This window comes from Chryseobacterium scophthalmum (genome assembly GCF_900143185.1).
Lineage (GTDB): Bacteria > Bacteroidota > Bacteroidia > Flavobacteriales > Weeksellaceae > Chryseobacterium > Chryseobacterium scophthalmum.
On the sequence record NZ_FSRQ01000001.1, the window covers coordinates 1338338 to 1353506 of the forward strand.

The following is a 15169-nucleotide window of genomic DNA, read 5'->3' on the forward strand; positions in this document are numbered from 1 at the left end:
TAAAACCATCAAAAACTAATACATCATGTTAAAAAGAAATAAAGAAATTTTTGGACAAGAAAATCAGTTTTCAAGAGCTGCTGCTCCAAATCAGGATGAAGCCCCGAAAGGTTATCTTGCCAATTTAATGAACGGATACTCGAAACTTTTGATCGATGATCCTGTAAGACCTTTTAGTGAAGAAAATCTTCAGGAAATTGCAAATAATGTTGATTATGGTGTTTTGGAAGCGCTAAACGGTACTTGGGTAAGTTATAATGCCAATTACAATACAAACATCGGCAGACCTTCTCTGGGAAGCGGAATACATACTACCATTATGCCTTCTCCGGGTACAAATCCGAGCACAATTCCCGGAAAATTCAGCTTTGATACTGAAGAATATATTGAAAAATTAACTTTCGAAATCGTTCCAGGAGGTGTTCGTAACCGTGGTGGTGCAACCGAATTATTTTGTGGTGCTGTAAAATACGATCAAACCATTAAAAGTGTAAATAAAGTAGAAGGAAATCCAGATTTGCAATACGCCGGAATTCATGAAGAAAATGGAATGTATCTTTGGTTAAGTGATGTTTACAATTATGCTGCAACGAAAGAAACCATAGAAAAAGACCGCGGAATTCACGCATTTTCTACCGAAGATTTTGAAAAATACGGATACAAAGGAGAATACAGAAACGAGCCATTGGTTGAAGTAAAAGACGAAAACGGTAATTCTTCATACATTCTTTTGAGCCAGTTGAAAGAAGGACAGAAATATTACGAAATTATTCCTGCACAGGAAATTAAGCCAATGGATGGAATCACAGGACCTTATTTTATCCCAGACTACTCTATCTCAAGAAGTGGTGTTATTCCTCACGGAAGCACAATTACTGTGTTGGGAGATATTACCCCTGAAAGTGTTGATAAGAAAATATATTATCTTAGAAAAGGTACCCCAAAATTTCCTACCGGTATTGCAACTTGGGATCCTCCTCATCTTGCGATTTCACCTACAATGGGTGGTGCAGGAGGTGCGATTAACCTTGACGAACCAGCTCCGGCTTGGGTTCACGAAACATTAAACGATGAAAATGATCCCGGTTCAAACAAAATCTATACGCAGAGAATATTGGCAGACGAGCTATATCCTTATTGTGTAAGACCCGATATGCGATTAAGAGATACATTGAGCGGACAAACTGTTGCCAATTATGTCCTAATCCAAATGTCATCAAAAATGCCAACTGGTGCACAAGGTGGAATTTTAAATGTTCCTTTTGTTAATCGTTTTGTACCCACTGTAGAAATAGAATTTAACTTGTGGATTGAAACCGTAATTGAAGACGGAAAAGAAATTCTTCAGCTGCAATATGAGCAAATTATATTTTTCGAATTTGATTTTGGAAATGACGGCGGTACAACAAGCTGGCCGCACATTCAGGTAAATACACTTCGAAAAATTGAGGACATTCCTGCAGATCAGAGAAAAGTAATTGAAGAGCAGTTCTTCAACGCTCCTTCTGCAATGAGTATGACAACACCTGCTTCAATTACCGAGCGTGTTGCAAACCCTCCTTCAGGTTGCCCTTATCACAAAAGTTAGAATAAACATTTCAGTAAATTAAAATTAGGTAAATAAACATTTCAATATTGAAATGTTTATTTTTTTTATGGTTTTAAACAAAAAACTTATTTAAACTTTTATTAAACCACAAAAGAGGCAAAAGATTTAGATATTTCTATTTAAAGTTAATAGCTATAAAGAAAAAAAGCACACAAAGCCTTTAAAAATCTTTGATTTTTTGTTCTTTTGAGAACTTTGATTATCTAATAACAGCTTTATAATTGTCTTTTGTTTCTTTTGTGGTAAAAATTAAAATTAGTTTAAATAGACTTAAAATTAAAGACAATTTAGCACCTCCAAAATATTTTCATAAATGAAATTTAATTCTTCTGAGTTGATACAATAAGGCGGAACCAGATACATCACATTTCCTAACGGACGCATAACAATTCCCCTCGACAGAAATTCGTCATAAACTTTTTTTCCTATCTCGTTAAAATAAGAGGTTTTATGATCATTTTTAATTTCCCAGGCTAAAATAGTTCCGGTTTGTCGTACGTTTTCAACTTTTGGATGCTCTCTTAAAACATTTGAAAAACTAAAATGTTGTTCCGAAATTCGCTGGATACTTTGTTGAGTTTCGTCATTTAATAAAAGCTCCATACTTGCTAAAGCTGCAGTGCAAGCTAACGGATTTGCTGTAAAAGAATGCCCGTGAAACAACGTTTTATATTTATCATCAGACAAAAATGCTTCGAAAATTTCATTAGTAGATGTTGTAATTCCCATTGGCATCGTACCGCCTGTTAAACCTTTAGAAAAACACATTATATCTGGCTTTTCTGAAAGATAATTAGCTGCAAACAATTTTCCTGTTCTTCCAAAACCGGTAAAAACCTCATCCTGAATCATCAAAATTTCATTTGCTCTGCAGAATTTCATTAAGTTATCCAAATCTTCAGCATTATACATCAACATTCCTGCAGCTCCCTGAATGAGGGGTTCGTAAATGAAGCAAACAACTTCATCCTGATACGCTGAAATTTCAGCTTTGAGATCTTCAATATTTTCAGAACTAGGAATATCAATAAAAATAACTTCAAACAGCATTTCTCCGAAAGGTTTTGTCCAAACACTTCTTCCGCTCACCGACATTGCCCCAAAAGTATCGCCATGATATGCGTTTTTAAATGCCAAAATTTTTGTCTTTTCTTTTCCCTGATTGTAAGCATGCTGAATACACATTTTCAAAGCGACTTCCACCGCTGTTGAACCATTATCAGAATAGAAAACTTTCTGTTGATTTTGAGGAAGAAGTTTTAGTAAATTTTCAGAAAGCTCTATCGCCGGTTCATGAGTAAAACCCGCAAAAATAACCTGCTCTAAAGTATTTAACTGTTCAGAAACCCGTTGTGCAATGTAAGGATGCGCATGACCGTGAAGCGTAACCCACCATGAAGAAACCGCATCGATATATTTATTTCCTTTATCGTCAAAAAGGTAAACTCCTTTTGCTTTAACGATAGGAATTGCATCATCTGCAGTTTTCATTTGCGTGTAAGGATGCCAATTGACGGCTCTGTCTCGCTCTTGTAAATTCATAGATTATAGAAGTTAGAGATTAGAAACTAGAAGTTAGCTTTCCAGGTTTCAAATTGATCCATTACTTTTTCAGCTTGTCTTTTCATCGGTTTTAATCCTAAAGTCTGCAGCATTTGCATATCTTCAGAAACTCCCGGGTTTGGTGTTACCAACAAAGTTTCTCTTTCACCTGTAAAAATTGAGTTTGCTCCTGCCATAAAACACCAACCTTGTTCAAATTCTGTCATTTCAATTCTTCCCGCGCTCAAACGAACCATTGACGAAGGCATTACAATTCTTGCGGTAGCAATCATTCTTACCATTTCCCAAGTGTCAGTTTTTTCATTATTTTCAAGAGGTGTTCCTGCAACTCTTGCCAAAGCATTAATTGGAACAGACTCGGGATGTTTCGGCATTGTTGCCAACGTTAACAACATTGAAATTCTGTCTGCATGCGTTTCGCCTAAGCCGATAATTCCGCCCGAACAAACTGTAATTCCAGCTTTTCTGACGTTGTTGATGGTATTAATTCTATTATCAAAAGTTCTTGTCGAAATAATCTCTTCATAATACTGTTCTGAAGTATCCAAATTGTGATTATAAGCATACAAACCAGCCTGTTCAAGACGAACAGCTTGTTCTTCCGTCAACATTCCAAGCGTACAGCAAACCTCTAATCCGAGTTCATTTACACCTTTTACCATGTCGATAACGCGGTCAAAATCACGATTATTTCGCACTTCCCTCCAAGCTGCAGCCATACAAAAACGAGAAGAGCCGTTGTCTTTTGCTTTTTGAGCATGTTCGATTACTTTTTCAGTTGGTAATAAAGCCTGAACTTTAATATTGGTGTGATAACGTGCAGCCTGTCCGCAATACGAACAATCTTCTACGCAACCTCCTGTTTTTATAGATAATAGAGTTGACATTTGTACCTCTTCTGGATTGTGCCATTCTCTGTGAACGGTTGCTGCTTTATAAATCAATTCAAGGAGAGGAAGGTTGTAGATTTCTTCGATCTCTTCTTTCGTCCAATTATTTCTCAATTTTGTTTTATCTGTCATATTTTTTCTAATTGTTTTGTAATACGTTCTATATTTTCTTTTGTTATTTTTTCTAAATCAGGAATTCTTATAACTTTGGTTTCCTCTTGAATATTTTTACAGATCACTCTTTCTGTATCTGCAGGGAAACTTCCATTTAAGATCAGATATTCCAACTTAATATTTTTTTGTTCTAAAGCCATCAGTGATAATAAAGTATGATTGATGCATCCTAAATAATTCTTCACAACCAAAGCAACGGGAAGGTTTAGTTTTTCAATTACATCAATAATGAATTCATCATCAGAAATTGGAACCATCAATCCTCCCGCTCCTTCTACAATTAAATTATTTTGAGTTTCAGGAAGTTTAAAATCATTACTGTTAATTAAAATTTCTTCTTCCGCAGCTGATTGATGAGGTGACGCCGCGAGTTTTAACTTATATCTTTCAGGATGAATGATTACACTTTCACCGACCCATTCTTTAATTTTTATGCTGTCTGAAAAATGTAGATCTCCGGATTGAATGGGTTTCCAGTAATCAGCTTTAAAGTATTTTATTAAAATTGCCGAGCAAACAGTTTTTCCGACTTCGGTTCCAATTCCGGTTATAAATAATTTCATTTAAATAAATCTTCTAATAATTCTACTTAGTGTTACAATTTCTTCTTCTGTATTGAAGCTGTGAAGGCAGATTCTCAGTCTTTCTGTCCCTTCTTTTACCGTAGGACTAAAAACAGCATAGGTCAAAAATCCCTCACTCAATAAAGTTTCCTGCAAATCTTTCAACCGATGATTGTCAGAAACTAAAACTGCCTGAATCGGGCTATTTTCCGACGACGGAGTTTTTATATTTTGTTGATGAAAAACTTTGATGTTTTGCTGTAAACTGCAAGATGGATTTTTGTTTGTTTTTAAAAATTCATACCCAGTTCTTATACTTCTCCATTGAATATCCTGAGCGGCGGTTGTGTAAATAAATGGTGATGCAAAATTCACAAGATAAGATTTGACAACCTCATCACATAAAATTGCTGCTCCATGTGAACCAAGCGCTTTTCCGTAAGTAATTACCGTTGCCAAAACCATTGTTTGCAATTGGTATTTTTCAACCAAACCGTATCCAAAAACGCCAAAAGAATGAGCTTCGTCTACAATCAAAAAAGCTTTGTATTTTTTAGCAATTTCTGTAATCTTCTCAATCGGGGCAAAATCTCCGTCCATCGAGTAGAGACTTTCTATCGCAACGTAGCAATTCCCGTTTTGTCTTTTTAAAATCTGTTCTAAATCACCAACATCATTATGCTTAAATTTCAGTTTTCTCGCATGAGACATTTTACAGGCATCATGTACGGAACGGTGGATTTTCTCATCAACAATAATCGTATCATGACGGTTCGGAAGCGTAGAAAACAGAGCTAAATTGGCATTATATCCGGAAGAAAAAAGCAATACAGATTCATTTTGATGCTCTTTTGAAATAAAGCTTTCTGTTTCGATAATTTCCTTACTGTTTCCACTGATCAATCTCGAACCAGTACTTCCGGAAAGCAAATGAGGATTTTCATTAATCTGTTTTAACAATAAATTTCGTAACTCTTCATTTCTTGCCAATCCCAAATAATCATTAGAATAAAAATCGATACCTTCAGATTGAGGTTTTAATATTCTTAAAGTTTGATCTGCTTTTCTTTTATCCAGCGCCTTCTGAAAATAATGAAGATGATTAAGCATAATCAGGTTTCATCACTTCCTCAGTTATTGCATTAACCCAATCGATGTGCAAATCTTTTTCAATTTCTATAATTTTCTCTGCGTGTGGTTTCCAGTTCTCAGAAAATTCATCCAATTGATGGATCATTTCTTCCAAATGCCCTTCTTCTTCCAGTATAATCGATCTCACCATTACTTTTGAATTGGTTTTGGTAAGAACTTCCTGATATACAGGATATAATTCATCGGCACGAACTTCAATTGCATACGTCACGAAAAGATAAGCCGCATATTTTAATTCTTCTTTTGTCAAATCAAAATGAGCATGAAGATACTTACACGCTTTAACATCCAAAGCATGAAGATATTGTCGCGTTGCGATCGGTGCTAAAAGCTCGTTACTTTCATAAGTTTTACATAATTCAGGATTTATTTTCCCAATTTGTTTTTTAAGATAATATGCATGACGATGCTCTTCACAAGCATGTTTCAACTGTATTAAATTTACTTTTGTAGGATGTTCGCAAGCAGAAATCTTTCTCGCTCCCGCATTTTCCATAAAAGACAGCGTATTGAGCCATTTTGAATGAGCTTTATTATCGCTTACGATCTTATCAATAAGATTATAAAATTCCATTACTATTTATTTTGTGCCAAAAGTAGTATATTGCCGGATGGTTAAGTTGTACCAGTTTCAACATTATGAGTAGTCCGGTTGAGTTTCCTTATGAGAGTTTTATTTTAATTAATAGAAATTCAGAGATTTCTATCTACATGCAGATCTCCAATCAATTAATTAATGCAATACAAAGAGGCGTTCTTCCCTTTGGTATAAAACTTCCGGGAACAAGAGCTTTGAGCATCATTTTGCAGGTTCACAGAAATACAATTGTTGCTGCTTATGATGAATTGTTTGCACAAGGCTGGGTAGAAAGTCTTCCCAATAAAGGAACTTTTGTAATTGGAAAAAATCAGGAAAAACCATTTCAAATTCAAGATTTCGAAAAAAATAATCTTGAACATTATCCCAAATCTACAGGTTTTTCTTTTAAAACTTCAAATATTTTAGACAACCCGTTTGAGTATTCTGATTGTGAATACATTTTCAACGATGGAGTTCCTGATATCCGTTTAACGCAAATTGATCATCATTCCCGAATTTACAGTTCCATTTTAAAAAGAAAAGCTCATAAAATAGGACAATACAATCAGGACGGAAGTGAATTTTTCAAAAAAAACCTCTCACAATTTTTAAATCTATCAAGAGGCTTACCGATCTCAAAAAACAATCTTTTGATCACTCGAAGTACAGAAATGAGTATTTACATTGTCTCTGAAATTTTACTTTCGGCAGGCGATGTTGTTTTGGTCGGAGAATTAAGTTATTTCTCAGTCAACATGATCTTCCAAAAAGCAGGAGTAAACATCCAGTCTATTTCTATTGATGAGGAAGGAATTAATGTAGAAGAAGTAAGAGAAGTTTGTAAAAAGCAGAAAATAAGAATGCTTTATCTTACTCCGCATCACCACTATCCTACCACGGTCACCTTGAGTGCAAAACGAAGATTGGAATTACTCAATCTTGCGAATGAATTTGGTTTTATCATTTTAGAAGATGATTACGATTATGATTTCCATTATGATAAAAGTCCTATTCTTCCTTTGGCAAGCGCAGACACTAACGGAATGGTCATCTATATCGGCTCTTTTGGAAAATCTTTGGTTCCCGGTTTTCGTACAGGATTCATTGTAGCTCCAGAAGATCTGATGACCGAAATGCGAAAATATTTGGGAATTATAGATCGTCAAGGAGACGTTCTGATGGAGCACGTTTTGGGAGAAATGATCGCTGAAGGAGAGATCAGCCGATATTTAAAAAAATCATTAAAAACCTACCAGGAAAGAAGAGATCATTTCGTTTCTCTTTTAGAACAAGACTTGGGAGGCTATATCGATTTTCAAAAACCTTCAGGAGGCTTGGCGGTGTGGATGAAGTGGAAAATCCATATAAATCTAATGCAACTCAGTAGAAACTGTGCCCAAAACAATCTTTTCATTCCTAAAACCCTGCTTTATCAGAACAAAAATCTTACAGCAATGCGGTTGGGTTTTGGAAATTTGAATCTGACAGAAATGGATAAAAGCATTGAAATTTTATCTGAAAACATCAAATTATTATCCTGATTTCAAAAAAAATAAGAATATTTTTCACCGCAAAAGTATCAAAAGAAATGATGAAAAAAGAGAAATTCAAAAGCTTACAAAGCAACAACCATAGTACTCATTTTCTTTAAAAATATTTCAAAAAAAAACTTGTCAAGGTTAATAAATATGTGAATTATTAACCTTGACAAGGTTGAGCTTACAATAGATAAAAAATCAGCGAAAAATTATTTGCAGAATGTTAAAATTCAGATTGAAGAACCTTTAATAATTCTACTTGCTGATTGACATCATTTTTGCTGCTTATTAAATTATAATTCGCCTGAAGCCAATTATTTCTTACCACAAAAAATGTATAAGCATCCATTAAACCTTCTTTATATTTTTCTTCAGATTTCTGAAAAGACAGTTTTTGATTTTCGAAATTCAGTTCCAAAAGGCTGTATTTTTCCTGGGCATTCAGAAACTGAGCTTTTATGGAATTGATCGATTTTGTTAAATCATTAATGATTAAATCTTTGCTGTAGTTGGAATTAATAACATTTAGTTTTGCTATTTCTACGTTATTTTTAATTTGGAATTTATTAAATATCGGAATATTCAAACCAAAAGAGATCGATTGGTTTTTATTCTGACTAAATTGATCTGAAAAACTCGTATTGGTAAAAGAATTATTACCCAGAGATCTATTGTAAAAAGTTGACCAACTGTAGTTTCCCGTCAATGTTGGAAGGTAATAAGATCTTTCAATATCAATATTTTTTTCCTGAACCGTAATCTCTGCAACAACAGTCTTATAAGCCGGATTATTTTCTATTAATTTATTGGTAAGATCAGCCATATTAAAATCTTCCTGAACTAAAGATGCATTATCATCCATTACAAAATCTATAGAATCCTGAGTAATATTCAGTGCATTCAGAAGGTTTATTTTTGCCAGATCACGTTGGTTTTTTGCTGAAACCCACTGTTCCTGTAAAGTTCCCAAATTAGCTTTAATATCGTAAACATCACTTTTTGAACGGCTTCCTATTTCCACTTCTTTTTCTGTGCGTTTGATCTGGTCTTCGATCCCTGTGATCTGTGTTTCTAAAACCTCCAACCAGCTTTTACTGTTTTGATACGTGAAAAAATTCTGAATTACATTAAACTTCACTTCATTCTGAGCCTGCTTAAGCTTATATGTACTCGCGTTTTTATTGAGTTTCGACAATGAAATATTCAAATAATTCCTCCAATTGAATAATTCAATATTTGCCTGAGCAATCACCTGATCGTATTGTGTATTAAGTGTTTCTCTCTGATTACTCGACTGATTGATTGACGAACCCAAACTGTAGCTGTGATTCACTCCCGCATTTACAGATGGAAGCAACATCCCTTTTGAAGCTGCAATCTGTCGGTCATTTTTCTGAATATTGACCGTTGCCTGTTTTACCAACGGATGATTTGTCGAAGCATGATCGAGACATTGTTTGAGCGTCCAACTCTGTTGAGCCGGGAAAAGATTGATGATGAATATGAAGACTAGTTTTTTCATAATTGGTTGATTGTTGGTTGATAGTTGATGGTCTTATTGATAAAATTTCTATCAACTAAAAACCAAAAACTATCAACCAATTTTATTCGTATTTCAGATATTTTACAAGATTCACTTTTGTAGCTTGATATGCTTTAATACTCACCACTGCGAAAGTTAAAATCAATAATAAAATCATACTTAAAATGAATGGTAAAACCGGCATATCAATTCGGTATGCGAAATCTTTCAGCCACTCATTCATCAGATAATAACTTATAGGAATGCTTATCAGAACAGCAATTAAGGTAATCCAAAGGAATTGTTTCGTTAATCCTACAATCAAAGTTCCGTCTGATGCACCCAAAGTTTTTTTGATCGCTACATCTTTTAATTTTTGCTCGATCATTAATGATGACAAAGCGAATAGTCCAAGTAAAGCCACCATTAAAACCATCGCGTTCAAAATCGTGAAAAGCGTCTGCTGTTTCTGATACGTTTCAAAAGTTTTTGCAAATTGTTTATCTATAAAATAAGAGCTGAATGGATAACCCGGTTCTGCATTATCTTTCCAATACGTTTTCAGTCTTTTTACAGTTCCGTCAATATCGTCTGCTTTTAATTTCAACTGAATATTGTTTACATTATATCTTTTCCAGGTAGTTTCTCTGTAATGAAAAAATATCATGGGTTCTACTTCGCTCTTCAAACTTCTGACGTTGAAATCTTTTGTTATTCCTACAATGTGATAAGCTTTGTTGTCAAACCCCGGTCTGACTTCTCTTTTCATTGCCTGTTCATCTGTCCAGCCAAATTTTCTAAGAAAAGCTTCATTTACCAAGGCATTATTAATTGTATCTGATGATAATTTTGGGTCCAGCCAACGTCCTTTAAGCAATTTAACACCCATAAACTGAAGATAATTATGATCCATAGAGCCGTGACGAGCCTGAATACTCGTATTCAAATAATCCATATTAGAACTGCTCTGATTACTGGTTCCGGGAGGCGCTTCCGCAAATGAAACACTTTCTACACCAGGAATTTTTGCCATTTCGGTTCTAAGTCTTTCATATTTCAGCCAAGGTTTTCCATTGTTATCTTCATTAAAATTGATTTGAAAAATCTGTTTCCCGTTGAAGCCTAAATCTTTATCCATCATATGTTTCACCTGCTGATTGACAATCAATCCACCGATAATGAAAAAAGAAGAAATAATTAGTTGCAGAGTCAGAATTCCGTTTCTCAGCCAAACACCATTTTTACTTCTGGCAAAATTTCCTTTTAAGGTTTCTATCGCTTTGAAATTAGATAAATATAAAGCCGGAATGAGCCCGGAAACAATCGTCACTAAAGCCACCATCGCAAACGAATAGAAGTAAATGCGCCAATCGCTCATCACAATTTCTTTATTATAAAACTTATTGAGACTTGGTAAGAGAAGTTCTGTTAAAGCCAAAGAAAGAAGATATGAAGCAAAACAGATTAAAAAAGTTTCCATCAGAAACTGAACTATAAGGCTGGATTTTGTACTTCCAATCGCTTTTCTTACCCCTATTTCTTTGGCTCTTTGAGAAGCTTGTGCTGTTTTTAAATTGATAAAATTAATGGCTGATAAAATCACAATCAGAACCGAAAGTGTGAATAAGATCATTAATGACTTGAAATCCGGGTTCCCAAACCAAGTTGATTCTGCATGCAATTTTATTTTATCTAGCGGTGTAAGCAATGAATCAGTTGGTCCATACGTATCAATAAATTGCTGAGGTGTCATTCCTGCATCTTTAGAGTTTATTTTCGCACGCAGCATAATGATATCAAGAAATTTTTTCTCAAAACTTCTCGGGTCTGCTCCTTTTTTCAACAGAAAAAAACCTCCATAATTGAAATTACCCCAAGATTCTTTATCATTTTTCAACTGTTCTGCAGGTTTGAAAATAAAATCCGGTTTTATCTGGCTGTTTCCTTTCGGTAACTCATAAACCGCTGTAACGATGTAATCTGTTTTATTAATTTTAATCGTTTCGCCCGCAACTTCAGTTTTACCAAAAAGATTTTTTGCCACAACATTAGAAATAGCAATATTGTTATCATTTTTAAAAACGTCATTATAGCTTCCAGTCACCAATTTGAATGGAAACAGATTGAAAAAATTCTCCGACGCAGCAAGCCCACCTTCTTGATAAGCTGTTTTGTTTTTTGTGGTCATCTTATAAGCGATATCAGAACCGCTCATCAAAACATAATCCTGAACTTCAGAGATTCGCTTCAATGCATTTTCAGCTAAAGGTATCGAAATAGCACCGCCATAAATATTATCTTTTTTGTAATACGTCTGAAAATAATAAATATTATCCTTCTTAGGATTCCATTTTTCGAAAGATTCTTCATCATTCCAATGCATCAGAATGAGCATAAATCCGGTAAGCCCAATCGTCAATCCAAACAAATTGATTATTGTGGAAAGCCAATTCTTTTTATAATTGATGAAGGCAATTTTGAGCCAGTTTTGTAGCATAATTTTAGTTTTTTGATTGATCGTTGTTAGTTGATCGTTGCTAGTTTTGAGAATTCCCATCAGCTAACAACCGATAACTTTCAACTAAAGTTTTTACGCGAAGTTTTTGGCATCTGCTTTTTCGAAAACATCTTTTCTTTGGGAAGAATGTTCCTCAGAGAAAATCTCACCATCTTTCATATTCACGATTCTGGATGCATAACCTGCGTCGTAAGAAGAGTGCGTTACCATCGCAATTGTAGAGCCCTCTCTGTGAAGTTCTGCCAAAAGATTCATCACTTCATTTCCGTTAGAACTGTCGAGATTTCCTGTTGGTTCATCGGCAAGAATCAGTTTTGGTTTTGTAACCAAAGCTCTCGCAACGGCAGCTCTTTGTTGCTGGCCTCCGGAAAGTTGCTGTGGATAATGTTTTGCCCTGTGCGCAATGTTAATTTTCTCCATAATTTCTTCCACGCGTTTTTTTCTTTCTGAAGAAGAAACTCCGTTGTAAATTAAAGGCAATTCTATATTTTCATAAACTGTTAATTCATCAATCAGATTAAAATTCTGGAAGATAAAGCCTATATTTTTCTTTCTGATTTCAGATTTTTTCTTTTCGGAAGTTCCGATTGTTTCAATAGATTCAAACTGATAAGAACCGGAAGAAGCGCTGTCTAATAAACCAAGAATATTAAGAAAAGTAGATTTTCCGCAACCAGAAGGTCCCATTATCGCAACGAATTCACCTTCTTTGATTTGCAGGCTTACATTATTAAGCGCATTGGTTTGTACGTCTTCCGTTTTATATACTTTTGAAAGGTTTTGAATATTTATCATTGTCGTATTATTTAAAATTTATAGTTTTTGTGAATTGGGTTACAGCGTATCAATCGTTCCACCAGAATCCCTGCTTGCAGAAAATTTGATTCCTGACAAGGTTTTGTATCTGATTTTTGCTAATGAATTTGCAGATGCTGTCAATTCTTTAGACACACTTAAACTTACCGAAGAAGCCGATCTTGCGTCTACTAATGCTTCGGTAATAATAGCTTTGGTAGCAATAACTTTAGAAGCCTGTTCTGAATTGATTATTGCTTTTGAAATTTTGCCCTGAATATCTATTGTGCTTGCTGATCTTGAATTCAGTACAAGGTTTTCTGTATTGATAGTTCCTGAAACCAAGCTTCCGGACTCTGTATTGATTGTTACTTTTTTAGCATTAGAATCACCATAAATTTTTCCTCCACTCACTGTAGAAAATTTTTGAATATCAAAATCATTCTTAATTTTTACAATAGAGCCAATTCCTGCGCTCACAGATTTGATATCTTTTGCATAAACAATAATTTTAGTATCCACGTTTTCTAAAGACTGTCCTCTTTTGTAGGCGATTTTCAATACACTGTTTTTCACATTTACTTCTACGAATTGAAGATAATTGCTTTTAATCACAACTTTTTCTTCGTTAGATTTTACCACTTCTACATCAAAAACCATATCAGAAGCAATGCCATCAAAATGTTCTAAGGCAATGGTTTTTGTTTCAATTTGAGAAGACTTGATACTTTGATTTTCTATATAAAAATTGGGGTTTGCAGAAGCCTGAAAAGCCTGTGTTGCAAAGGTTGTAAGAAATAATATTGCTAAAGTTTTCATAGGTATGTTTTATTTTGTTTAGATTAATTTTTATTTTGTTTTAAATTTTATCACAGTTTCTTTTAGAGGATAACCTTCTTTCGACTTAAATTTATTATCAGTCAGTACAAACTCATATTCTGTATTAGGTTTCATATCTGTCAAAAGTTTTATTCCTTTATGGTTATTCACAAAACCTTCATTTTTTATCAAAGGAAAATGCTCTTTTCCTGTACTTCCCAAGTTAATAGAAGATCCTTCTGCCATTTCTCTGTCAAAATTGACGATGATCTCTTTAATCGAAGGATCTACATCATTTTTGTTCCAGATATCTGGAGAAATAGACAGTACTTTAGGCTGATTTTTTTCATAATCATTCATAAAGGTTTTAAATTTTGGAGCTAATTGATCATAGAAAGAAATAATCTCAGGATAAAAACTTTCTAGCGTGGGATATTGTTCCCTGTTGTTATCATATTTCCCTAACAATTCCACTAAATCTTTTATCCATAAAAATTTTCTTTTTTCCTGAATGGAAATTTCTTCATTGATCTCTTTTTGCGAATATTTATTATCTATCATATAACGAATGACAGAAGCTCTTACCAAACTTTCATTAATCATGATTTCCCAATTGGTGTAAGCTTGAGATTCCATGTCTTCTTTCACCAATTCATAAATAATCTTGGCCGAATTTTCTAATTTGGACTTGTTATCGCCCATCTCCAAAATATAATTAATAAATGAATGGTTAAATTCATGAATCAGTAAAGGCTGAAACTCGTTTTTATCAAATTTTGCATTTCCATCCTTATCAAAAGACGACATTCCAACTACTGCATTTACAGTTTCTTTTTGGTTTTCGGGATGAGTTTTAATTCCATAATTTCCTCCACCATTTCCGTAGCCTAAAATAATGTTGTAATCTTCATTGGCTTTTTTACCATAAAATTTAGAATACCAACCTTGATTAAAGTCAGACAAAATAGTTGTTTGATATTCGTCTTCTGCTTTTTTATAATTTGCTGAATGGTTATCAAAAAACTGCTGAAAATTTGTGGTTTTGTAAAATTGATTTAACAAAAGAACAAATTGCTTTTTGTCTACTTTTTCCCATCTTCTATCCAATAAATTTACTTTTTCTTTTATCTGGCTGAATTTTCCATTTTTAAAAGATAAATGAAGTGCCATCGACATCACTGCATCTCTTCCCAAACCGTTTTTGTTTCTGTTTTGCTTAATAAACTCAACAATTCCTGAGTTTTTATAAGCATCAAAATAAGTATTGATATCCGCCACATATTTTTTATTGTAATCTTGACTATATTCTTGAGCTCCTGCCAATCGAAAAACAGTACTTACAATCTCTACTCTTTCATCTACTTTAGGAGTTAGCTTTTCTTGTGAAAAGTTTAAAATTGAAACCAAAAGAACAATTAACGTCCAAAGTTTTTTAATCCAAATCAT

Annotated in this window: 12 protein-coding genes; 2 read left to right on the top strand and 10 right to left on the bottom strand. The window is 34.0% G+C overall.

Annotation, left to right across the window (positions count from 1 at the left end; all coding sequences use genetic code 11):
• The first annotated feature begins 25 nt into the window (after positions 1-25).
• A complete protein-coding gene (locus BUR17_RS06045) occupies positions 26-1588 on the top strand; it encodes a peroxidase, FMP-type (protein ID WP_228418621.1) in 1563 nt (520 codons plus the stop codon).
• A 297-nt stretch (positions 1589-1885) separates the two neighbouring features.
• Here the strand turns inward: BUR17_RS06045 and bioA are convergent, their stop codons facing one another.
• From bioA to BUR17_RS06070, 5 genes are read right to left on the bottom strand one after another with little or no spacing between them, the layout of a single operon-like run.
• Positions 1886-3151, bottom strand: a complete 1266-nt coding sequence (gene bioA / locus BUR17_RS06050) for an adenosylmethionine--8-amino-7-oxononanoate transaminase (RefSeq protein ID WP_074229429.1) — start codon at positions 3149-3151, stop codon at positions 1886-1888.
• A 26-nt stretch (positions 3152-3177) separates the two neighbouring features.
• Entirely contained in the window at positions 3178-4194 is a 1017-nt protein-coding gene (gene bioB, locus BUR17_RS06055) for a biotin synthase BioB (protein ID WP_074229430.1), read from the bottom strand.
• Entirely contained in the window at positions 4191-4799 is a 609-nt protein-coding gene (gene bioD, locus BUR17_RS20890) for a dethiobiotin synthase (protein ID WP_074229431.1), read from the bottom strand. The genes bioB and bioD overlap by 4 nt, the downstream gene beginning before the upstream one ends.
• Entirely contained in the window at positions 4800-5909 is a 1110-nt protein-coding gene (locus BUR17_RS20895) for an aminotransferase class I/II-fold pyridoxal phosphate-dependent enzyme (RefSeq protein ID WP_074229432.1), read from the bottom strand.
• Complete coding sequence (locus BUR17_RS06070; protein ID WP_074229433.1) at positions 5902-6525, bottom strand: hypothetical protein; 624 nt, start codon at positions 6523-6525, stop codon at positions 5902-5904. Before BUR17_RS06070 ends, BUR17_RS20895 begins: the two co-directional genes overlap by 8 nt.
• A gap of 65 nt (positions 6526-6590) precedes the next feature.
• Here BUR17_RS06070 and BUR17_RS06075 point away from each other — a divergent pair, with 65 nt between their 5' ends.
• Positions 6591-8072: an aminotransferase-like domain-containing protein gene (locus BUR17_RS06075; protein ID WP_074229434.1), complete on the top strand. Its 1482-nt coding sequence runs from the start codon at positions 6591-6593 to the stop codon at positions 8070-8072.
• Between the two features lie 220 nt (positions 8073-8292).
• On the opposite strand, the gene BUR17_RS06080 is transcribed toward BUR17_RS06075, so the two are convergent.
• The 5 genes from BUR17_RS06080 to BUR17_RS06100 all read right to left on the bottom strand — a co-directional run bounded on the left by BUR17_RS06080 (position 8293) and on the right by BUR17_RS06100 (position 15169).
• Entirely contained in the window at positions 8293-9591 is a 1299-nt protein-coding gene (locus BUR17_RS06080) for a TolC family protein (RefSeq protein ID WP_074229435.1), read from the bottom strand.
• 82 nt (positions 9592-9673) lie between these two features.
• The gene (locus BUR17_RS06085) at positions 9674-12088 is read right to left on the bottom strand and encodes an ABC transporter permease (protein ID WP_074230245.1); all 2415 of its coding nucleotides are present in this window, start codon (positions 12086-12088) and stop codon (positions 9674-9676) included.
• Positions 12089-12181: 93 nt separating this feature from the next.
• Entirely contained in the window at positions 12182-12904 is a 723-nt protein-coding gene (locus BUR17_RS06090) for an ABC transporter ATP-binding protein (RefSeq protein ID WP_074229436.1), read from the bottom strand.
• Between the two features lie 39 nt (positions 12905-12943).
• Positions 12944-13723, bottom strand: a complete 780-nt coding sequence (locus tag BUR17_RS06095; RefSeq protein ID WP_074229437.1) for a GIN domain-containing protein — start codon at positions 13721-13723, stop codon at positions 12944-12946.
• Between the two features lie 30 nt (positions 13724-13753).
• Positions 13754-15169: a DUF4932 domain-containing protein gene (locus BUR17_RS06100; protein WP_074229438.1), complete on the bottom strand. Its 1416-nt coding sequence runs from the start codon at positions 15167-15169 to the stop codon at positions 13754-13756.

Bases quoted from the DNA above. Each gene is read 5' to 3' on its own strand.
- BUR17_RS06045 (WP_228418621.1), top strand. From the start codon at position 26: ATGTTAAAAAGAAATAAAGAAATTTTTGGACAAGAAAATCAGTTTTCA.
- bioA (WP_074229429.1), bottom strand. From the start codon at position 3,151: ATGAATTTACAAGAGCGAGACAGAGCCGTCAATTGGCATCCTTACACG.
- bioB (WP_074229430.1), bottom strand. From the start codon at position 4,194: ATGACAGATAAAACAAAATTGAGAAATAATTGGACGAAAGAAGAGATC.
- bioD (WP_074229431.1), bottom strand. From the start codon at position 4,799: ATGAAATTATTTATAACCGGAATTGGAACCGAAGTCGGAAAAACTGTT.
- BUR17_RS20895 (WP_074229432.1), bottom strand. From the start codon at position 5,909: ATGCTTAATCATCTTCATTATTTTCAGAAGGCGCTGGATAAAAGAAAA.
- BUR17_RS06070 (WP_074229433.1), bottom strand. From the start codon at position 6,525: ATGGAATTTTATAATCTTATTGATAAGATCGTAAGCGATAATAAAGCT.
- BUR17_RS06075 (WP_074229434.1), top strand. From the start codon at position 6,591: ATGAGTAGTCCGGTTGAGTTTCCTTATGAGAGTTTTATTTTAATTAAT.
- BUR17_RS06080 (WP_074229435.1), bottom strand. From the start codon at position 9,591: ATGAAAAAACTAGTCTTCATATTCATCATCAATCTTTTCCCGGCTCAA.
- BUR17_RS06085 (WP_074230245.1), bottom strand. From the start codon at position 12,088: ATGCTACAAAACTGGCTCAAAATTGCCTTCATCAATTATAAAAAGAAT.
- BUR17_RS06090 (WP_074229436.1), bottom strand. From the start codon at position 12,904: ATGATAAATATTCAAAACCTTTCAAAAGTATATAAAACGGAAGACGTA.
- BUR17_RS06095 (WP_074229437.1), bottom strand. From the start codon at position 13,723: ATGAAAACTTTAGCAATATTATTTCTTACAACCTTTGCAACACAGGCT.
- BUR17_RS06100 (WP_074229438.1), bottom strand. From the start codon at position 15,169: ATGATTTGGATTAAAAAACTTTGGACGTTAATTGTTCTTTTGGTTTCA.